This is a genomic window from Agromyces allii (assembly GCF_009749385.1).
In the GTDB taxonomy this organism is placed as follows: domain Bacteria; phylum Actinomycetota; class Actinomycetes; order Actinomycetales; family Microbacteriaceae; genus Agromyces; species Agromyces allii.
Map to the genome: position 1 here is coordinate 97,353 of NZ_WBIN01000001.1, position 20,518 is coordinate 117,870.

At 71.3% G+C, this 20,518-nt stretch carries 17 protein-coding genes; 11 read left to right on the forward strand and 6 right to left on the reverse strand.

Annotation, left to right across the window (positions count from 1 at the left end):
• Positions 1-199: 199 nt before the first annotated feature.
• The 5 genes from ilvC to GQR16_RS00420 form a co-directional block, all read right to left on the reverse strand.
• Complete coding sequence (gene ilvC / locus GQR16_RS00400) at positions 200-1,228, reverse strand: ketol-acid reductoisomerase (protein WP_157413190.1); 1,029 nt, start codon at positions 1,226-1,228, stop codon at positions 200-202.
• 65 nt (positions 1,229-1,293) lie between these two features.
• Complete coding sequence (ilvN, locus tag GQR16_RS00405) at positions 1,294-1,803, reverse strand: acetolactate synthase small subunit (RefSeq protein WP_157413191.1); 510 nt, start codon at positions 1,801-1,803, stop codon at positions 1,294-1,296.
• Positions 1,804-1,805: 2 nt separating this feature from the next.
• Entirely contained in the window at positions 1,806-3,608 is a 1,803-nt protein-coding gene (locus GQR16_RS00410) for an acetolactate synthase large subunit (RefSeq protein WP_157413192.1), read from the reverse strand.
• Positions 3,609-3,652: 44 nt separating this feature from the next.
• Positions 3,653-5,347, reverse strand: coding sequence for a dihydroxy-acid dehydratase (gene ilvD / locus GQR16_RS00415; protein WP_157413193.1), 1,695 nt, complete (start codon positions 5,345-5,347; stop codon positions 3,653-3,655).
• A gap of 10 nt (positions 5,348-5,357) precedes the next feature.
• Positions 5,358-7,619, reverse strand: coding sequence for a bifunctional alpha,alpha-trehalose-phosphate synthase (UDP-forming)/trehalose-phosphatase (locus GQR16_RS00420; RefSeq protein WP_211373396.1), 2,262 nt, complete (start codon positions 7,617-7,619; stop codon positions 5,358-5,360).
• Positions 7,620-7,729: 110 nt separating this feature from the next.
• Between GQR16_RS00420 and GQR16_RS00425 the strand changes: the two genes are divergently transcribed.
• The 11 genes from GQR16_RS00425 (at position 7,730) to GQR16_RS00475 (ending at position 18,361) form a co-directional block, all read left to right on the forward strand.
• Positions 7,730-7,918, forward strand: coding sequence for a hypothetical protein (locus GQR16_RS00425; protein WP_116081423.1), 189 nt, complete (start codon positions 7,730-7,732; stop codon positions 7,916-7,918).
• 123 nt (positions 7,919-8,041) lie between these two features.
• Complete coding sequence (locus GQR16_RS00430; RefSeq protein ID WP_157413194.1) at positions 8,042-8,479, forward strand: hypothetical protein; 438 nt, start codon at positions 8,042-8,044, stop codon at positions 8,477-8,479.
• Positions 8,480-8,644: 165 nt separating this feature from the next.
• Positions 8,645-9,313: a biotin transporter BioY gene (locus GQR16_RS00435; RefSeq protein ID WP_157413195.1), complete on the forward strand. Its 669-nt coding sequence runs from the start codon at positions 8,645-8,647 to the stop codon at positions 9,311-9,313.
• Positions 9,310-10,575, forward strand: a complete 1,266-nt coding sequence (locus GQR16_RS00440; RefSeq protein WP_157413196.1) for an AMP-binding enzyme — start codon at positions 9,310-9,312, stop codon at positions 10,573-10,575. The genes GQR16_RS00435 and GQR16_RS00440 overlap by 4 nt, the downstream gene beginning before the upstream one ends.
• Complete coding sequence (locus GQR16_RS00445; protein WP_246200363.1) at positions 10,572-11,726, forward strand: thiolase family protein; 1,155 nt, start codon at positions 10,572-10,574, stop codon at positions 11,724-11,726. Before GQR16_RS00440 ends, GQR16_RS00445 begins: the two co-directional genes overlap by 4 nt.
• Positions 11,723-12,403, forward strand: coding sequence for an energy-coupling factor ABC transporter ATP-binding protein (locus GQR16_RS00450; RefSeq protein ID WP_157413197.1), 681 nt, complete (start codon positions 11,723-11,725; stop codon positions 12,401-12,403). The genes GQR16_RS00445 and GQR16_RS00450 overlap by 4 nt, the downstream gene beginning before the upstream one ends.
• 5 nt (positions 12,404-12,408) lie before the next feature.
• Entirely contained in the window at positions 12,409-12,993 is a 585-nt protein-coding gene (locus GQR16_RS00455) for an energy-coupling factor transporter transmembrane component T family protein (RefSeq protein WP_211373397.1), read from the forward strand.
• 133 nt (positions 12,994-13,126) lie between these two features.
• Positions 13,127-13,912, forward strand: coding sequence for a metal-dependent hydrolase (locus GQR16_RS00460; RefSeq protein ID WP_157413199.1), 786 nt, complete (start codon positions 13,127-13,129; stop codon positions 13,910-13,912).
• Positions 13,913-13,949: 37 nt separating this feature from the next.
• A complete protein-coding gene (locus GQR16_RS00465; protein WP_246200365.1) occupies positions 13,950-14,876 on the forward strand; it encodes a 5'-3' exonuclease in 927 nt (308 codons plus the stop codon).
• 187 nt (positions 14,877-15,063) lie between these two features.
• Positions 15,064-17,784, forward strand: a complete 2,721-nt coding sequence (locus tag GQR16_RS00470; protein WP_157413200.1) for a collagen-binding domain-containing protein — start codon at positions 15,064-15,066, stop codon at positions 17,782-17,784.
• 172 nt (positions 17,785-17,956) lie between these two features.
• The gene (locus GQR16_RS00475; RefSeq protein WP_157413201.1) at positions 17,957-18,361 is read left to right on the forward strand and encodes a DUF7144 family membrane protein; all 405 of its coding nucleotides are present in this window, start codon (positions 17,957-17,959) and stop codon (positions 18,359-18,361) included.
• An 85-nt stretch (positions 18,362-18,446) separates the two neighbouring features.
• On the opposite strand, the gene GQR16_RS00480 is transcribed toward GQR16_RS00475, so the two are convergent.
• A complete protein-coding gene (locus GQR16_RS00480; RefSeq protein WP_170298381.1) occupies positions 18,447-20,516 on the reverse strand; it encodes a PQQ-dependent sugar dehydrogenase in 2,070 nt (689 codons plus the stop codon).
• Positions 20,517-20,518: the final 2 nt, after the last annotated feature.

A 20,518-nucleotide genomic window follows, 5' to 3' on the forward strand; every position in this document is an offset into this window, starting at 1 on the left:
CGCCCGCGGCCCCCGTCGGAACGCCGAACGGCGGGGCCGGCCGAAGCCGACCCCGCCGTTGCGGGTGGTGCAGGAGGACTCGCGCCAGCGCGTCAGCGGCTGGTCCGCTCGCGTCAGCGAGCGACCTCGCCGTCAGCGCCGCCGCTTGCGCGGCGCGGTGCGAACACCGTCGACGGAGAGGGCGGGAGGTCCGCTCGCGTCAGCGAGCGACCTCGCCGTCCACGTAGTCGTCGTCGCCCGACGAGTTCCAGGCGAAGAGCTTGCGCAGCTCGCGACCGGTGGTCTCGATGGGGTGCTGCTCGCCCTTGGCACGGAGCTCGAGGAACTCCTTCTGGCCGTTGTCCTGGTCGGCGATGAAGCGCGTGGCGAAGGTGCCGTCCTGGATGTCGGAGAGCACCGCCTTCATGTTCTCCTTGACCGACGGGTCGATGACGCGGGGGCCCGAGACGTAGTCGCCGTACTCGGCCGTGTCGGAGACCGACCAGCGCTGCTTGGCGATGCCGCCCTCCCACATGAGGTCGACGATGAGCTTCAGCTCGTGGAGCACCTCGAAGTAGGCGATCTCGGGCTGATAGCCGGCCTCGACGAGGGTCTCGAAGCCGTACTGCACGAGCTGCGAGGTGCCGCCGCAGAGCACGGCCTGCTCGCCGAACAGGTCGGTCTCGGTCTCTTCGGTGAAGGTCGTCTTGATGACGCCGGCGCGGGTGCCGCCGATGCCCTTGGCGTAGGACTTGGCGATCTCCCAGGCCTGGCCCGAGGCGTCCTGCTCGACGGCGATGATGTCGGGGATGCCGCGGCCGGCGACGAACTCGCGACGCACGGTGTGGCCGGGGGCCTTCGGGGCGACGAGGATCACGTCGACGCCCGCGGGCGCCTCGATGTAGCCGAAGCGGATGTTGAACCCGTGGCCGAAGACGAGCACGTCGCCCTCGGAGAGGTTGTCCTTGATCGACTCGGCGAAGATGTGGCGCTGGTACTGGTCGGGCGCGAGGATCACGACGACGTCGGCCCACGCGGCGGCGTCGGCGACGTTCTTGACCTCGAAACCGGCCTCTTCGGCCTTCTGGATCGACTTCGAGCCGTCCTTGAGGCCGATGACGACCTCGACACCCGAGTCGCGCAGGTTCTGCGCGTGCGCGTGGCCCTGCGAGCCGTAACCGACGACGGCGACCTTGCGACCCTGGATGATCGAGAGGTCCGCGTCCTGGTCGTAGTACATCTCAGCCATTGCTGTTCTTCTCCTTGGTATGGGTTTCGGTGACGGATGTCGCGGCGTGCGCCGCGGCATCCGGTTCAGTTCTTGAAGACGCGCTCGGTGATCGACTTGCCGCCGCGCCCGATGGCCAGCAGGCCGGACTGGGCGATCTCGCGGATGCCGTAGGGCTCGAGCACCCTGAGGAACGCGGTGGTCTTGCCCGAGTCGCCCGTGACCTCGATCACGAGCGCGTCGGTCGAGACGTCGACGACGCGGGCGCGGAAGAGGTTGACGGCCTCGAGCACCTGCGAGCGGGTCGAGTTGTCGACGCGCACCTTGATGAGCAGGTGCTCGCGCTGCACCGACTGGGAGGGGTCGAGCTCGACGATCTTGATGACGTTGATGAGCTTGTTGAGCTGCTTCGTCACCTGCTCGAGCGGCAGCTCCTCGACGTCGACGACGACCGTGATGCGGGAGAGGCCCTCGATCTCGGAGTGTCCCACCGCGAGCGACTCGATGTTGAAGCCGCGACGCGCGAAGAGACCTGCGACGCGCGTGAGCAGACCGGGCTTGTCCTCGACGAGGAGTGAGAGCACGTGGGTCGACATGGTCAGTCCTCCTCGCTGAAGGCCGGCGAGTGATCGCGGGCGTACTGGATGTAGCTGTTCGACACGCCCTGCGGCACCATCGGCCACACCATGGCGTCGGCCGAGACGACGAAGTCGATCACGACGGGGCGATCGTTGGTCTCGAGCGCGAGCTTGATGGCCGCGTCGATCTCGTCTTCCTTCGTGACCCGGATGCCGAGCGCGCCGTAGGCTTCGGCGAGCTTGACGAAGTCGGGCACGCGGACGCTGTCATGACCCGTGTTCAGGTCGGTGTTCGAGTAGCGGCCGTCGTAGAACAGCGTCTGCCACTGCCGCACCATGCCGAGCGACGAGTTGTTGATGATCGCGACCTTGATCGGGATGTCGTTCAGCGTGCAGGTGGCGAGTTCCTGGTTCGTCATCTGGAAGCAGCCGTCGCCGTCGATCGCCCACACGGTGCGGTTGGGCTCGGCGACCTTGGCGCCCATCGCGGCCGGAACCGCGTAGCCCATGGTGCCGGCGCCGCCGGAGTTCAGCCACGAGTTGGGGCGCTCGTACTTGATGAACTGGGCGGCCCACATCTGGTGCTGGCCGACGCCGGCGGCGTAGATGCCCTCGGGCCCGGTGAGCTCGCCGATGCGCTGGATCACCTGCTGGGGTGCCAGGAGGCCGTCGGAGGTCGGCGAGAACCCGAGCGGGAACTCCGCGCGGAGCCCGTCGAGCGTGGCCCACCACTCGCTGATGTCGGGAGCGCCGGCGATGATCTGCTGGTCGTACGCGGCGCGCAGGTCGACGAGGACGTCCTTCAGGTCGCCCACGATCGGCACGTCGGCGACGCGGATCTTCGAGATCTCGGCGGGGTCGATGTCGACGTGCACGACCTTGGCGTTCGGCGCGAAGAGCGCCGACTTGCCGGTCACGCGGTCGTCGAAGCGGGCGCCGAGCGCGATGAGCAGGTCGGACTCCTGGAGCGCGATCACGGCAGGGACCGTGCCGTGCATGCCGGGCATGCCGAGGTGCTGCTGGTGCGAGTCGGGGAACGCGCCGCGCGCCATGAGCGTGGTCACGACGGGTGCGCCCGTGGCCTCGGCGAGCTCGAGGAGCTCCTCGGAGGCACGCGAGCGGATGACGCCGCCGCCGACGTAGAGCACGGGGCGCTTGGCCTCGGCGAGCAGCTGGGCCGCGGCCGTGACCTGCTTGCCGTGCGCCTTCGTGATCGGACGGTAGCCGGGCAGGTCGATCTTCGGCGGCCACGAGAAGTTGAACAGCGCCTGCTGCGCGTCTTTCGTGATGTCGACGAGCACCGGACCGGGGCGACCGGTCGACGCGATGTGGGCCGCGGCCGCGATCGTCGCCGGGATCTCGTCGGCCTTCTTCACGAGGAAGGAGTGCTTGGTGATCGGCATGGTGATGCCGACGATGTCGGCCTCCTGGAACGCGTCGGTGCCCATGAGGTTCGAGAACACCTGGCCGGTGATCGCGAGCAGCGGCACCGAGTCCATGTGGGCGTCGGCGATGGCGGTGACGAGGTTCGTCGCGCCGGGGCCCGAGGTCGCGATCGCGACGCCGAGCTTGCCGGTGGACGACGCGTAGCCCTGGGCCGCGTGGCCCGCGCCCTGCTCGTGACGCACGAGGATGTGGCGCAGCTTCTTGCTGTCGAGCAGCGGGTCGTAGACGGGGAGGATGGCGCCGCCGGGGAGTCCGAACACGTCGGTGATGCCGAGCATCTCGAGTGAGCGGACGACGCCCTCGGCGCCGGTGATCTCCACCGGCGCGTGCGGGGGCACGAGAGCGGGCGACGGCACGGGACTGGATTCCGTGGTCATTCGGTTCCTGTTCTGGTGAGCGGGGTGAGCGGAGAGCGCGGTACTCAGCCCGTCGTGGCGCCTTCAGCGGCCGAGCGCACGAGCTTGGAGTACTTCGCGAGAACGCCTCGGGTGTAGCGCGGGGGAAGCGGAGCCCAGCCTTCACGGCGGGCAGCCAGCTCGGCATCACCGACAAGTAGATCGATGGAACGAGCTGCGATATCGACCCGTATCAGATCACCATCGCGCACGAAGGCGATGGGACCTGCGTCCACCGCTTCGGGTGCCAGATGGCCGATGCACAGTCCGGTTGTGCCGCCTGAGAATCGACCGTCCGTCAAGAGTAGTACATCTTTGCCGAGGCCTGCGCCCTTGATGGCCGCCGTGATGGCGAGCATCTCGCGCATGCCGGGGCCGCCCTTGGGGCCCTCGTAGCGGATGACGACGACGTCGCCGGCCTTGATCTCGCCGGCGGTCAACGCGTCCATCGCGGCGCGCTCGCGCTCGAACACGCGTGCGGGGCCCTCGAAGGTCGCCGCGTCGAAGCCGGCCGTCTTCACGACCGCGCCCTCGGGTGCGAGCGAGCCGTGCAGGATCGTGAGGCCGCCGGTCTCGTGGATCGGGTTGTCGAGCGTGCGCAGCACCTCGCCGTCGAGCGGCGGGAGGTTCAACGCCTCGAGGTTCTCGGCCATGGTCTTGCCCGTGACGGTCATGACGTCGCCGTGCAGCAGGCCGGCGTCGAGCAGGGCCTTCATGAGCACGGGCACGCCGCCGCGACGGTCGACGTCGTTCATGACGTACTTGCCGAAGGGCTTGAGGTCGCCGATGTGGGGCACCTTGGCGCCGATGCGGTTGAAGTCGTCGAGCGTGAGGTCGACCTCGGCCTCGCGAGCGATCGCGAGCAGGTGCAGCACGATGTTCGTCGAGCCGCCGAGCGCCATGCCCACGGCGATGGCGTTCTCGAACGCCTTCTTCGTGAGGATCTGACGTGCGGTGATGCCGTGCTTCAGCAGGTTGACGACGGCCTCGCCCGAGCGGTGCGCGTAGTAGTCGCGGCGGCGGTCGGCGGAGGCCGGCGATGCCGAGCCCGGCAGCGAGAGGCCGAGCGCCTCGGCGACCGAGGCCATGGTGTTCGCGGTGTACATGCCGCCGCAGGCACCCTCGCCGGGTGCGAAGGCGCACTCGATGCGGTGCGCGTCCTCGGCGCTCATGGTGCCGGCCTTGACGGCGCCCACGGCCTCGAACGAGTCGATGATCGTGATGTCCTTCTCGGTGCCGTCGGACAGGCGGACCCATCCCGGGGCGATCGAGCCGGCGTAGAGGAAGACGGACGAGAGGTCGAGACGGGCGGCGGCCATGAGCATGCCGGGGATCGACTTGTCGCAGCCGGCGAGCAGCACCGAGCCGTCGAGGCGCTCGGCCTGCATGACGACCTCGACCGAGTCGGCGATGACCTCGCGCGAGACGAGCGAGAAGTGCATGCCCTCGTGGCCCATCGAGATGCCGTCGGAGACCGAGACGGTGCCGAACTGCAGCGGGTACCCGCCGCCGCCGTGCACGCCCTCCTTCGCGGCCTGCGCGAGGCGGGCGAGCGAGAGGTTGCACGGCGTGATCTCGTTCCACGAGCTCGCGATGCCGATCTGGGGCTTGTCCCAGTCGGCATCCCCCATGCCGACTGCGCGGAGCATGCCCCGGCTGGTCATGGCCTCGATGCCATCGGTTACGGTGCGACTACGCGGTTTGGGATCGAACTCCGACATGGTGTCGAGTCTATTGCCAGCGCGAGGCCCCTTCGGCCGCCGCTTCACGAGCCGTCGCGAGGCGTTCGAGCAGCTCCGCGACGTCGTCGGGGTTGCGCACGCGATACGGCGCGATGGACTTGCCCTGGCCGACCTTGACGCCGACGTCGCCGTCGTCGAGGGTGGCGAACGCGTCCTCGTCGGTGACGTCGTCGCCGACGTAGAGTGCCGCGGTCGCGCGAGCGTGCTGACGGAGCCTGACGAACGACTCCCCCTTGTCGGTCGATCGCACCGCGAACTCGATCACCGACTTGCCCGTGCGCACCGTGACGCCCGAGAGCTCCTCGGCCACGCGCTCACGTGCCGCGAGTTGCGCCGAGGCCGCCGCACTCGACGTGAGCCCGCGCGTGTGCAGCGCGAGCCCGGCGGGCTTGTGCTCGACCTTCGCGCCGGCGACCCCGTCGGCGACCTGCTCGACGATGCGGGTCAGCTGCTCGAGCTTGTGCACCTCGGCATCGCGCAGGTCGAGCGTGATCGCCCCGGTGTCGAGCTTCAACTCGACGCCGTGCGATCCGCTCAACAGCACGCCGTCGCCGGGTTCGGCGACCTGCCCGAGGCTCTCGAGCGCGCGGCCGGAGACGAGTGCGACGCGCGTGTCGGGCGCCGCCACGAGGCGCGCCATCGCGGCACGGGCGCGCTCGGTCGCCCGTGCCTCGTCAGGCCGGTCGACGAGCGGCGCGAGCGTTCCGTCGAAGTCGAGCGCGACGAGCAGTCGCTCGGTCGAGGCGAGCTCCTCGATCGCACGCTCGAGCGGCTCGGTGATGCCGGGCTTGATGATGCCGGCGCCCGTGAGCGTCTCGAGGAAGCTGGCCGACCACTTCGCCACGTCGTTGTCGAGCACCCGCCGGCGCAGGGCCCGCATGCGACGCGTGCGCTCGCGCCGCGGCATCCGCACCGCCTCGACGATGGCGTCCTTCAGGCCCTCGATGTCGTGCGGGTTCACAAGTACCGCCTGGCGCAGTTCGTCGGATGCCCCGGCGAACTCGCTCAGCACGAGCACGCCGTCGTTGTCGAACCGGCACGCGACGTACTCCTTCGCGACGAGGTTCATGCCGTCGCGGAGCGCGGTGACGAGCATCACGTCGGCCGCGAGGTACAACGCGACCATCTCGTCGCGGGGGTAGCCGTGGTGCAGGTAGGCGATCGCCTGGTGCCCGAGGGTCGCGTAGTCGCCGTTCAGGCGTCCGACCGTGAGCTCGATCTCGTCGCGCAGCTGCCGGTAGGTCTCGACGCGCTCGCGCGACGGGCTTGCGACCTGCACGAGCGTGACGTCCTCCACCGCGAGCCTGCCGTCGCGGAGGAGCTCGCCGAAGGCCTTCATGCGGTGCCGGATGCCCTTGGTGTAGTCGAGCCGGTCGACGCCGAGGATGATCGTCTCGGGGTTGCCGAGGCTCTCGCGGATCTCGGCCGCGCGCGCCTGCACCTCGGGCTGCCTGGCCATCTCCTCGAATCCGGCGGCGTCGATCGAGATCGGGAACGCGCGCGCGACGACGCGACGGACGTCGGCATCGGGGGTGTTCGAGTCGGTCACGGGCACGTCGATGACGGTGCCGTGCGTGCGGTAGCCGTACAGGCGCCGCACGGCACGTGAGAAGTTGCCCGCGTCGGCCACGCGCTGGAATCCGATGACGTCGGCGCCGAGCAGCCCGTCGATGACCTGACGGCGCCAGGGCAGCTGCGAGTAGATGCCGTATGCGGGGAACGGAATGTGATTGAAGAACCCGATGACGAGGTCGGGCCGCGACTCGCGCAGCATGCGCGGCACGAGTTGCAGCTGATAGTCCTGCACCCACACGACGGCGCCGTCGGACGCCGCGCGGGCGGCGGCCTCGGCGAAGCGGCGGTTGACCCGGACGTAGGCGTCCCACCATTCGCGGTGGAACGACGGGGGCGCGATGACGTCGTGGTAGAGCGGCCACAGGGTGTCGTTCGAGAACCCCTCGTAGTACTCCTCGAGCTCGGACTCGCTGAGCGGCACCGGGATGATCGAGATGCCGTCGTGCTCGAACGGGTCGAACTCGCGGTCGGCGACGCCGGCCCAGCCGATCCAGGCGCCGTCGGCCGCCCGCATGACGGGCTCGAGGGCGGTGACCAGCCCGCCGGGAGAGCTCTTCCACCCCACTCTGCCGTCGGCTTGCTCCTCGTAGTCGACGGGGAGCCGGTTTGACACCACGATCATGTCGTAGGCGTGGTCGACGTACAGGTCTTCGGAATCCGGATGAGCGGTGTTCATGCGACGGGAGTCCCTCCTCGCGGTCGCCCTCAGGCTAACAGCGGGCACGCGGATGCGGCCGGACGGCCCGCCCCCTCGCCTCCGGCCGTCCTGCCGGGTAGCGTGGCCCCATGCGCAAGTACCTCTTCAGCGGAGCAGTCCTCGGTGCGATCATCAGCGGAGTCGGGGTCGTTCGCGCCACCGCATCGGGTCCGCGCGACTGGCGCCTGCTCCTGATGTGGGTCTCATGGGCCGCGAGCCTCGCGATCGCGATCGGCACGGTCGCCGAGGAGGCACGCGAGGGCGAGCTGACCGAGTAGTCTCAGTCCGACCCGTCGATTGCGGCGTGTTCAGCGGCATTCCGAGGCCTTCGAGGCAGACACTGGATGCAGTTCCGCACGGCCCGAACCGTGCGGCCACCGTTCCCACGAGAGGGGCCACCGATGTTCCGCCGTTGGCGCAGAGCGAGGCTTGCCGCACAGGCCTCAGCCCACGCCGCCGCCAAGCCGCCGCGTCCTACCGCGGCCGACCTTCGCGGCGAACACCTCTTCGAGCTGCTGAACGCGAAGCTCTCGGAGTTCATCGGCCCGAACGGCGCCTGGTCGCTCGTGCGTCGCGCCGAAGGCGACACCGACCGCATCTTCGACGCGGTCATCACGCACCAGATCTCGGCCGAGCTGACCCGCGCGGTGCTCGACGAGCGCGATGCGGTCGCCGTGGTCGTCCCCGCAGAGGCCGAGCCGCTCGCGCTCAGCTGGGAGCCCGCTCCCCTCGTGGTCTGGGCGGAGCCGGTCGCCGACGAGACGACGGATGCCGCGGCCGACGAGGTCTCCGTTGCCCCGGTCTACTCGGAGCACGGGTTCGAGGCGCGCGCGGCCTGATCGCCGCCCGTCGCGGCGCGACGAACGGAGCCGCTCCAAAATCCGGCGTGGAATCTTGTACGGCCATGGGAGCGGGCGCGACCCTGGCTTCCCTAGCGTGAAGAGCGGGCCATCCGGCTCGCGCAGGCCGATCGGCCTGCATCCTCACGACTCTGGAGGCCCCCGATGACCGCCGCTGAGCCCGCCACGCACGACTTCGCCTCGCCCTCCGACGACGAGCGCGCCTCGCGTCCGAAGCGTCGCGGCACCGCGACCGATCTCGCGCAGATCGCCGTCTTCGCCGCGCTCATCGCGGCGCTCGGCCTGCCCGGTGCGCTCTCCATCGGCGGCGCCGCCGTGCCGATCACGTTCCAGACGCTCGGCGTCATGCTCGCGGGCGCCATCCTCGGCGCGCGCAAGGGCTTCCTCTCGGTGCTGCTGTTCATCGCGCTGGTCGCGGCGGGCCTGCCGCTCCTCTCGGGCGGTCGCGGCGGCCTGGGCGTGTTCGTCGGCCCCTCGGTCGGCTACCTGCTCGGTTGGCTGCTCGGCGCACTGGTCATCGGTTGGGCGACGGCTCGCCTGCTGCCGAAGTACCGCATCCTGCCCGCGCTGCTGTGGACCGCGCTCGGCGGCATCGTCGCGGTCTACCTCGTGGGCGTCCCGGTGTTCGCGGTGATCACGGGCACCCCGCTCGGCGTCGCACTCGCCGGCTCGCTGCTCTTCCTGCCCGGCGACCTGATCAAGGTCGTCGTCACGGTGCTCGTGGCCAAGGGCGTGCACCGCGCCTGGCCCGGCCTGATCGCGCCGCGCACCTGGCCGTGGAAGCGCGAGAAGCCGGTCTCCCCCTCGGCATGAGCGACTGGCTCCACGGTTCGGCGCACGACGTCGCCCTCGACTTCGAGGGCGAGGTCGTGCGCTACGGCGCGCTCGCGCGCTCGGTCGCGACCGTGGCCGCGGTCGGGCTCCCGGCCGGCGACGGACCGGTCGGATGCCCCGTGGGCACCGATCCCGTCACGCTCGTGACCCTCGTGCTCGCCGCGCTCGAACGGGGCCGCCCGGTGCTCGTCGGCGGCTCGCGCCGCGAGGCCGACGACCTGAGGGGCCGTCTTCCCGACCGCACGGAGCTCGCGCTGCTCACGTCGGGTTCGACGGGCGGCTCGCCGCGCGTGGTGGCCCGAACGAACGCGTCGTGGCTCGCGTCGGCGGGTCCGCTCGCCGACGTCGCAGGCCTCGGCGCCGACGGCGGAGCCTCCGCCGCCGGCGGGCAGGGCGGCATGCGCATCGCGGTCACCGGCCCGCTGCACGTGTCGATGCACCTCTACGGCGTGCTGCACGCGCTGTGGCTCGGCGCGACGGCCACCGACGCGCTCGACGGCGCCTCGGTGGTGCACGCGACGCCGACGAGGCTCGCGCGCGTGCTCGACGACGTCGCGTGTCCTCCGGCGGCGATCGTGGCGGGTGCCGCGCTGACCCCGGCGCTTCGGGCACGGGCGGCCGCACGCGGCATCCGTCTCACCGAGTACTACGGCGCGGCCGAGCTCTCGTTCGTGCTCGCGGGCCGCGACGGCGAGCTTCGACCGTTCCCCGGCGTCGAGGTCGAACTCCGCCCGGATGCCGCGGGCGACCGGCTCTGGGCGAGGTCGCCCTACCTCGCGCTCGGCGTGGTCGGCGGCGGCATGCTCCAGCGCGACGGGCGCGGGTTCGCGACCGTCGGCGACCTCGCCGAACGCACGCCCGAAGGCGGATTGCGCGTGCTCGGCCGCGGCGACGCCGCCATCACGACCGCGGGTTCGACCGTGCTCGCCGAGCAGGTCGAGGCACGGCTCGAGTCGATCCCCGGCGTTCGTGCGGCGGCCGTCGTCGGCGAGCCGCACGAGCTCCTCGGCGAGCGCATCGCCGCCGTCGTCGAACTGGCCGACGGCGTCGACCTGGCCGAGGTCGCCGACGCGGCGCGTCGCACGATGCCCGTCGACGAACTGCCCCGCCGATGGTTCGCGGGCCCGGTCCCGCGCACGGCGTCGGGCAAGGTCGCCAGGGGCGAGGTGCGTGACGCCCTCGCCGAGGGGCGGCTCGGCGGACGTCCGCACCCGGGCACGCCCGTTCGGAGCGACGCGTGACCGGCGACGGCTCGAGCCGCGGCAACTCGCCCGTGATCGTGGCCGCACGTCGAAGCGCGATCGGCACCGCGGGCCGCGGGTTCGGCGCGCACACCGTCGATGCGCTCGCGGCCCCCGTGCTCGCCGAGGTCGCACGACTCGTCGCGCCCTCGGGGCTGCCCGTCGACGACGTGATCCTCGGCAACTGCATGGGCCCCGGCGGCGACATCGCACGCGTGGCCGCGCTGCGTGCCGGACTCGGCGTCGAGGTTCCCGGCGTCACGGTCGACCGCCAGTGCGGATCGGGGCTCGACGCCGTGCTGCAGGCCGCCTCGCGCGTGAAGGCGGGGGACGCCCGCCTCGTGCTCGCGGGCGGCGCCGAGTCGGCGTCGACGGCACCGCACCGCGTCTGGCCCGATTCCGGCGAGCGGTACGCGCGCGCGCCGTTCGCGCCCGCTGGCTTCCCCGATCCCGACATGGGCCCGGCCGCCGACCGCCTCGCCGCCGTGCGCGGCATCACGCGCGCCAGGCAGGACGCCTGGGCTGCACGCTCGCACGCGCTCGCGGAATCCGCCCGTGATGCCGCGGTCTTCGACGCCGAGATCGTGGCCGTCGACGGCATCGTGCGCGACGACCGGCCGCGCGCGAGCCTCGACGTCGCACGGCTGGCGAGGTTCGCGCCCGCCTTCTCGGCCTCCGCCGACGCGACCGTGACCGCGGGCAATTCGTGCGGGTTCTCCGACGGCGCCGCCGCGATGGCCGTGACCTCCGAGCCGGTCGCGCGCGAGCTCGGGCTGCCCGCCCTCCGCATCCGTGCCGCGGCCGTCGCCGGCGGCGACCCCGCGCTGCCCGGACTCGGCGCGGCGCCCGCGGCCCGAGCGGCCCTCGCCCGAGCCGGACTCACCGCACGCGACCTGGGCTTCGTCGAGATCACCGAGGCGTTCGCCGCCCAGGTGCTCGCCGTGAGCGACGACCTGGGGCTCGACGAGGAGCTCATCAGCGGCGACGGCGGCGCCATCGCCCTCGGGCACCCGTGGGGGGCATCCGGAGCCGTGCTGCTCGTGCGCCTGGCCGCCCGCATGGCCGCGGCCGACGACCCGAGGCCGGGACTCGCGGCCTGCTCGATCGGCGGCGGACAGGGCGTGGCGATGATCGTGGAGAGGCTGTCATGAGCGAGATCGTGTTCGAGGGCGTCAGCCACGACTTCGGTGCCGAGCGCGTCGTCGACGACGTCTCGCTCGTGCTGGCCGAGCGCCGCATCGGCATCGTCGGCGCCAACGGCTCGGGCAAGTCGACGCTCGCGCGCATGATCAACGGCCTCGTCTCCCCCGCCGCCGGCCGCGTGCTCGTCGACGGGCTCGACGTCTCGCGCCGCGCGCGTGAGGTGCGCCGGCGGGTCGGCTTCGTGTTCACGAACGCCGACAACCAGATCGTCATGCCCACCGTGCGCGAAGACGTCGCCTTCACCCTGCGCCGCCACAAGCTCGAGAAGGCGGATGCCGCGGCGCGCGTCGACGCGACCCTCGAGCGCCTCGGGCTCACCGACCTCGCCGACCGCCCGGCGCACCGGTTGTCGGGCGGGCAGAAGCAGTTGCTGGCGCTCGCGTCGGTGCTCGTGGCCGAACCCGGGATCCTCGTGGCCGACGAGCCGACGACCCTGCTCGACGCCCGCAATGCGCGGCTCATCGCCCGCCACTTCGCGAGCCTCGACCAGCAGCTCGTCGTGGTCAGCCACCAGCTCGAGCTGCTCGAGGACTTCGACCGCGTGATCGTCATGGAGCACGGGCGCATCGTCGCCGACGACGTGCCCTCGATCGCCCTCGACGCGTACCGGGTGCTGATCGCATGATCGGCGTGTTCCACCCCGGCAGGTCGATCGTGCACCGCGCCCCGGCGCTCGTGAAGCTCGGGCTGCTGGCCGTGTTCGTCACGGTGGCCGCACTGGTCTCGTCGCTCGCGTGGCTCGCCGCGGCATCCGTCGGCGTGGTGCTCCTGTTCGCGCTGGCCCGCGTGCCCGCGCGCGTGGCGCTGCGGCAGATCGTGCCGATTCTCTGGGTGCTCGCGTTCGCGGTGCCCGTGCAGGTACTCTTCGGCGGCTGGGAGGCGGCCGCGGTCATGGCCGTGCGGCTGCTCGTCGCGGTCGCGCTCGCAGCGCTCTACACGCTGACGACGCCCGTGAGCGAGACGCTCGACGCCATGCAGGCGCTGCTGCGGCCGCTCAGGCGGTGGGTCGACGCCGACCGCGTCGGGCTCGCGCTCGCGCTCACGATCCGCTGCGTGCCGCTGCTCGCCGATCTCGTGCGCGAGGTCATGGAGGCGCGCAGGGCCCGCGGCGCGGAAGGTTCGCTGCTCGCCCTCGCGGTACCGGTCATCGTGCGGGCGCTGCGCACGGCCGAGCACCTCGGCGAGGCGCTCACGGCGCGCGGCTTCGACGACTGAGCCGGTTCGCGAAGTTCGCCGACGGATGCCGCGGGCGGCCGTCGTCGGCCGGTTCGCGTGATGTCGGGGGCACCCGGCAGACTGGTCGACGGCCGATCGGCCGAGCACCGCGCCGACCGGAAGCAGCAGCACCATGATGGGCATCACGCACGCCACGAGCGGAGCCGCGGCGTGGATCGCCGTGACCAGCACGATGCCCGTGCTCGGGCTCGGCGCCTACCCGCTCGACCCGGTCGGCGTGCTCGCCGGCACGGCCGTCGCCGCGGGCGCCGCGCTCCTGCCCGACGCCGACCACCACAGCGCCACGATCGCCCATTCGGTGCCCGTGCTCGGCCGGCTCGCGGCGCGCACGGTCGGCACGCTCTCGGGCGGCCACCGGCAGGGCGCCCACTCGGCGATCGCGGTGGTCGTGATGATGGTCCTCGCGTGGGCGCTCACGCTCATCACGGTTCCCGTCGACGGGCACGGCACCGTCGCGATCGGCGCGGGCGTCGGCACGGCCGTGCTGACGTGCTTCGGACTCAAGGCCCGCGGCTTCGTGCGCACGTGGGCCGTCGCGTGGGTCGCGGGCGCAGCGGTCGGGGCCGCGATCGTCGTCTTCGCACCCGAGCAGGTCGCATGGTTCCCGCTCGCCGTCACGCTCGGCTTCGTCGTGCACCTCCTCGGCGACTTCCTCACCACCGGCGGCGTTCCCGGCGTGCTCTGGCCGCAGGTGTTCCGGCCGCCCGAGCGGTTCCGCGAGACGCCCGTCGTCAACCGTCTCTGGCTCCCGAGCGGGCACGTCTCGCTGCCGCTGCTCGGCGACACCGGCTCCTTCCGCGAGACCATGCTCGGCGCGGCCCTCGGCCTCTACTGCTTCGCGAACTTCGGCTACGAGTGCCTGCGCATGATGGGCGTCGAGCTGCTCGCCGGCGGCTGAACCCGCGGCCGACGGAGGGTCGTGGCAGGATCGCCCTGTGACCGAACGCCTGATGCTCCTCGACACCGCCTCGCTCTACTTCCGCGCGTTCTACGGCGTGCCCGACTCGTTGAAGGCCGCCGACGGCACGCCGGTGAACGCCGTGCGCGGCCTCCTCGACATCATCTCGAGGCTCGTCACCGACTACGAGCCCACCCAGCTCGTCGCCTGCTGGGACGACGACTGGCGGCCCGCGTGGCGCGTCGCGCTCATCCCGAGCTACAAGGCGCACCGCGTCGTCGAAGAGGTCGAGGCGGCCGCCGACGTCGAAGAGACGCCCGACCCGCTCGTCGTGCAGATCCCGCTCATCCGCGAGGTGCTCGACCTCCTCGGCATCCCGATCGTCGGCGCCGCCGAGCACGAGGCCGACGACGTCATCGGCAGCCTCGCCACTCAGGCGACCGTGCCGGTCGACGTCGTCACGGGCGACCGCGACCTGTTCCAGCTCGTCGACGACGCCCGCGACGTGCGCGTGATCTACACCGCACGCGGCATGAGCAAGCTCGAGGTGCTGACCGATGCCTCCGTCGTCGCGAAGTACTCGGTGCTCCCCCAGCAGTACGCCGACTTCGCGGCGCTCCGCGGCGATGCGTCCGACGGACTGCCCGGGGTCAAGGGCATCGGAGAGAAGACCGCCGCGAGCCTGCTCCGCGACTTCGTCGACCTCGACGGCATCCGCGCGGCCGCAGCCGACCCCTCCGTGCCGCTCTCGGCCACGATGCGCTCCAGGATCACGGATGCCGCGGCCTACCTCGATGTCGCCCCCACGGTCGTCGAGGTCGTGCGCGACCTGCAGCTCGGCGAGTTCGACGCGACGATCCGCCCGCTCGACGAAGCGCGCCGCAGCGACTTCGACCGCTTCGCCGAGCAATGGAACCTGGGCGGAGCGGCACCGCGTGTGCTCGCCGCGCTCGGCACGGCCTGAGCGCCTGACCCGAGGCCCTCGGTGTTCCGCCGACCTTCGCCTCGCGTGGCTCTGTGCACCGGACCATGGATGTGCTTTCATGACCTGAGACGCACCGAACCCGAAGTCGAACCCGGCGTCGCGGGCGGCGCGCGCGTCGACACGCACGCCTCGTGGCGTCGCGCTGACTTCGGGGGAAGGGGTCCGCATGGGCCGTCGTCGGTGGTTCTCGGTCGTCGCTGCGATCGGAGCGGCACTGCTCGCCGGCGGCGTCGCCATCACGGCGATCCCCGGTTCGGCTTCCGCCGCCGGCCCGACGACACGCGCCGCATCGGCTGCACTGCCGGCCGGAGTCGCCCCCGTCCTCTCCTCCGGTGTCTCGGCCGTGAACCCGTTCACCCTCGCGGGCGGGTTCACCGTCTACGCCAAGCGCAACGCGGTGCTCGGCAACTCCGAGTTCGAGGGCAGCATCGCCGTGGGCGATCGCTTGCGGCTCACCCAGGCCGCGACGTACCAGTTCGCCCACGTGGTCGCCGGCACCGGCTCGTACACGCTGCCGACGGTCGACGGCGATCCGACCCGCGTGCTCATCGGCGACTACGCATCCGACCCCGCCAACAATCCGGGCCGGGTGCAGATCACCAGCTTGGGCGCGACGCAGCCGTCGCAGATCGGCGACCTCAAGATCGTCGACCGTACCGCGCCGTTCGTCTCGTTCACGCGTGGGGACTGGCTGCGGTACGCACGCACGGCCGGCACCGACGACCCGCCCCTCATCGACGCCCAGAACCAGGACTATCCCGCCGACTCGACCCCGCCGGCGACCTCGGCGGGCGACGGAAGCATCTTCACCTACACGACCGGCGCCGACCGCCAGGCCGTGGTCGCCGCGTACGTCCAGGCCAACGCCAACGCCGACGAGGACGAGATCGCGCAGTGCCTCGCCGATGTCGTCGACCCCACGCAGCTCGTCGGCCACCCCGTCGAGATCCTCGAGGACACCGGCGATCGGATCGTGCTCGGCCCGCTGTCGCCCGATCAGCCGAACGTGCTCGAGTACGCCGACATCGCGGGTGCGTCGCTGCTGCAGTTCTCCGACGGCGTGCCCGGCCCGCTGAATCCACTCGTGATCCACGTCGAACCAGGGACGACCTCGATCCTGCCGCCGGCGATCGACCCGGAGGGCACCTACTCGCCGTACACGATCTGGGACCTCTCCGAGGTGACGGGCGCGGTCACGATCAGCACGGGCGGCCGCGGCGACGGCTCGATCTACGCGCCCGACGCGAACCTCACGATCACGGCCCAGCCGTGGGACGGCCAGATCATCGCGAACGACGTGACGATCCTCGGCGGAGAGGTGCACTCCTACCTGTTCGCCGGGGCGCTCCCCTGCGACACGCCGTCCGAGGAGGGGTCGTTCTCGGTCGCGAAGGAGCTCTCCGGCGTCGCGCCCGGCGATCTCGCGCCCGGTACGACCTTCAGCGTGCGCTACATCGCGCTCGAGCCCGACGGCACGCGCACGGCGGGTGTCCTCGAGCTGAACGCCGACGGCACGCCGGTCTCGCCCGCGACGACGTTCCCGTACGGCACCAGGATCGCGCTCTTCGAGGTTCGGCCCGGCGACGACGCCCTTCCGCCCGAACTGGCGTGGACCGATGTCTCGTGGAACGGCGACACGACGTTCGTCATCGACGCCACGCATCCGACGGTCGGCCTCGTCGTCACGAACACCGCCGCGCCGATCCCGGCGGGCTTCAGCGTCTCGAAGGCCCTCAGCGGCTCGGGCGAGACCACCGTGCCTTCGGGGGCGGAGTTCACGCTCACCTACCGCGTGAACGGCGGCGACCCGATCGAGCTGACCGTCTCGCCCGACGACCCCGCCGCGGTCGTCGACGGCCTGGAGGCCGGGGATGTCGTGACGATCGGCGAGATCGGGTTCCCCGAGGTGGCCGGCATCACGTGGGGCACCCCGGTGTGGACGATCGACGACGAGCCGATCGAACCCGACGAGAACGGGGAGATCGAGTTCACGCTGGTCGGCGACGAGACGATCGCGGTCGAGCTGACGAACGAGGCTGATGCCGTCGGCTGGATCGCCGCCTCGAAGACCGTGATCGGCGACGGCAGCGGCGCCCTGCCCGACGGCACCACGTTCCCGCTGATCTACACGCTCGACGGCGGCCCCGAGGCGACGGTCGAGATCCCGGCGTCCGAGGTCATCACGTTCCCCTCGCTCCCGGCGGGCACGGCGGTCACCGTGCGCGAGGGCGACCTGCCCGTGATCCCGGGCGTCGAATGGGGTACGCCCGGATGGACGGTCGACGGAACACTGCAGATCCCCGACGCCGACGGCAACGTCAGCTTCGTGGTCATGCCGGGCACCACCGTCTCGCTCGCGCTCACGAACACCATGAACGGCTTCGGATCCTTCTCCCTGGTGAAGACCGTCACGGGAACGGGATCGGCGCTCGTGCCCGACGACACGGCCTTCCCGTTCGAGTACCGCGTCTCGACCGGTCCGGTGACCTCGGCCGAGCTCACCGCGGGTGTGCCCATCACCGGCGACGACCTGCCCACCGGCGTTCCGGTGTCGGTGCGCGAACAGTCGCCGCCGGCGGTCCCGGGCGTGATCTGGGGCAGCCCGACGTGGATCGTCGACGGAACCGCGGTCGCGCCCGACGCGGACGGGTGGGTGACATTCGTCCCGGCGACCGGCACGACCGTGGCCCTCCAGCTCGAGAACCCGGCGACGCAGACGCCGACTCCGACGCCGACTCCGACTCCCGGCCCCAGCGGCGGACTGGCCGAGAGCGGGTTCGCCGGGGCGCCGGCATCGAGCTTGGCGCTGATCGCGATGCTCGGCGGCGCGGTCGCCCTGTTGGTCCGCGGAGCCGCTCGCCGGACACGGTCGGGCTCGGGTCGGTAGCACGAGGCCCACGTCCTCATCGGACGAGGACCGCATTCCATCCCGAACTGGGCGCGTTTCGCTCCGCTTCTCCGGCCTCGTTCGGCGATATGGTGTGGCCGTCTCCGATCTGGTCGCAGTTCGAGCGATCCTCACCGATGCGGAGGTCGAATGCACCAGGAATGGAGATGCCATGAGTGACACCGAAACCAAGGGCATGTCGGGCTGGGTCGGATGGGTCGGCTTCGCAGCCGTCGTCATCCTCCTGAACGGCCTGTTCAGCATCATCCAAGGATCCGTCGCCGTGATCGGATCGAACTACTACTACGTCGTCGGCGAAGACGGCCTCGTGGTGTTCGACCTCACCGGGTGGGGATGGTGGAACATCATCATCGGCGTGGTCCTGGCGCTCACCGGATTCGCGCTGTTCAGCGGTGCGACCTGGGCTCGCGTCCTGGCGGTGATCATCGCCGGCCTCAGCGCCCTCGGGCAGCTCTTCCTGATCCCCGCCCAGCCGTGGTGGTCGCTCATCGTCATCGCGATCGACGTGCTGGTCATCTACGCGATCACCGTGCACGGCCGCGACCTGAAGCACTGACCTCGGCCGCCGCCGACCGGGTCGGCACGCACTGACCCACCGCCGCCGTCCCCTCCTCGGAGGGGACGGCGGCGTCGTCATGGGGCTATCCGCCGAGCGACACCTCGAGGATCTTCTCGTCGCTGTTGTCGGGGATGCTGTCCTTGTCGCCCTGGTTCGTCGTGGTGAGCCAGAGCCCGCCGTCGGGTGTCGGTTCGACGGTGCGCAGCCGCCCGTAGGTGCCGACGAAGAACTGCTGCACGTCGGTGAGCGCGTCGCCGCTGATGACCTCCCGGTACAGCCGCGACCCGCGCCCGCAGGCGATGTAGACGACGTCGCGCACGATCGTCAGCCCGCTGCACGAGCCGTCGGCCGTCGGATACGTGCGCTTGGGCGCGATCAGGCCCGCCGCGCCGCATCCGCTCCCCGATGTGCCCTCGCACTGGGGCCAGCCGTAGTTGCCGCCCTTCACCACGAGGTTCGTCTCGTCCATGACGCTGTTGCCGAACTCCTGCTGCCAGAGCCGCCCGCGGCTGTCGAACGCGAGCCCCTGCGGATTGCGATGACCGTAGCTCCAGATGTAGCTGCCGAACGGGTTGTCGCTCGGAATGCCGCCGGTGCGCGTCATCCGCAGGATCTTTCCGTTGAGCGCTCCGGTGCCGGTGAGACGCTGCGCATAGGCGCCGTTCTGCGCGTCGCCCGTCGATGCGTAGAGCATGCCGTCCGGCCCGAAGCGCAGGCGACCGCCGTTGTGGTACTTGTTGCGGAGGATGCCGCTGACGAGCACCTGGACCGAGGCCGCGTCGATCGTGCCGGAGACGTAGCGCATGCGCACGACGCGGTTGTCGGTCGCCGTGCTGTGCATGATGTAGAGCCACGGATCGGCGGCGAAGTCCGAGGCGATCGCGAGCCCCATCACGCCGCCCTCGCCCTCGGTGCTCTGGGCGCCGGGGATCGAGCCGACGGTCGTCTTGGCGCCCGTCGACGGCACCAGCCGCACGATGTCGTGCGCGTCTCGCCGTGCATAGAGCACCGAGCCGTCGGGCAGCGTGACGAGACCCCACGGGATGTCGGTGTCGGTCGCGACCTGCGTCACCCCGCAGATCGCGCTGCCGCACGCCGAGCCCGTCGTGGTCGTCGCGACGGCGCTCGGGGCGGATGCGTTGTCCTGCGCGTCCCGAGCGACGACGGTGTACGAGTACGCGCTGTTGACGGCCAGCCCGCTGTCGGTGAAGGTCAGGCTGCTGCCCGTGACCGTGCCCACGACGGCCCCGTCGCGCCGCACGTCGTACTTCGTGACGGCGACGTCATCAGTCGAGGCGGCCCAGGTCACCTTGACGCTGGTTCCGGATGCCACGGCCGCCACGGACTTCGGCACCGACGGCGCGACGGTGTCGGGCGCGCACTGCGGCGGCGAGACGGTCAGGGTCGCGCTGGCCTGGGAGACGTTGCCCGCGGCATCCCTCGCATTCACGTACCACCCCCACGGCACGCCGGCCACCACCGCCACCGACGTGGAGCGCGTGGAGCCCGAGACGCTCTTCACGAGTTGGCCGTCGTGGAAGAGGTCGTAGGCGGTGACGCCGACGGCGTCGGTCGACGCGGTCCAGCTCAGGGTGACGCTCGAGCAGGTGAGCGCCGACCGCGCGAGCCCCGAGGGCGGCGTCGGCGGGGTGACGTCGGCGAGCTTCGCCGGCACGGTCCACTTCTGGTTGGTGCCGGTGGTGCAGGCGTGGAGGTAGACCTCGGAGCCAGCGGCCGTCTTCGCTCCGCGAACGTCGAGGCACCAGCCGGTGCTCGTGTGCTTGAGGGTCTTCGCCGACGTGTAGGTCCACTTCTGGGCGGCGCCGCCGTTGCAGATGGCGATGACGGCCCTCCGACCCGCGCTGCTCACCGATGCGCCCGCCTGCAGGCAGCGGCTGCCGTCGAACACCTGCAGCTCACCCGCGGCCGAGCGCGTCCACCGCTGATCGGCCTTGCCGTCGCACACGCCGAGCGCGGTCCACGCACCGACGGTCGGCATGGCGCCGCGGACATCGAGGCACTGCTTCGATGCGACGCCCACGATCGGCTTGCCGGCCGCGGCGTACGACGCGTCGGCCGGAAGCACCAGCATCGCCGCAACGCACACGACGGACAGGATGCCGCCGAGCAGCGCCCGCACTGAGGCACTCATCA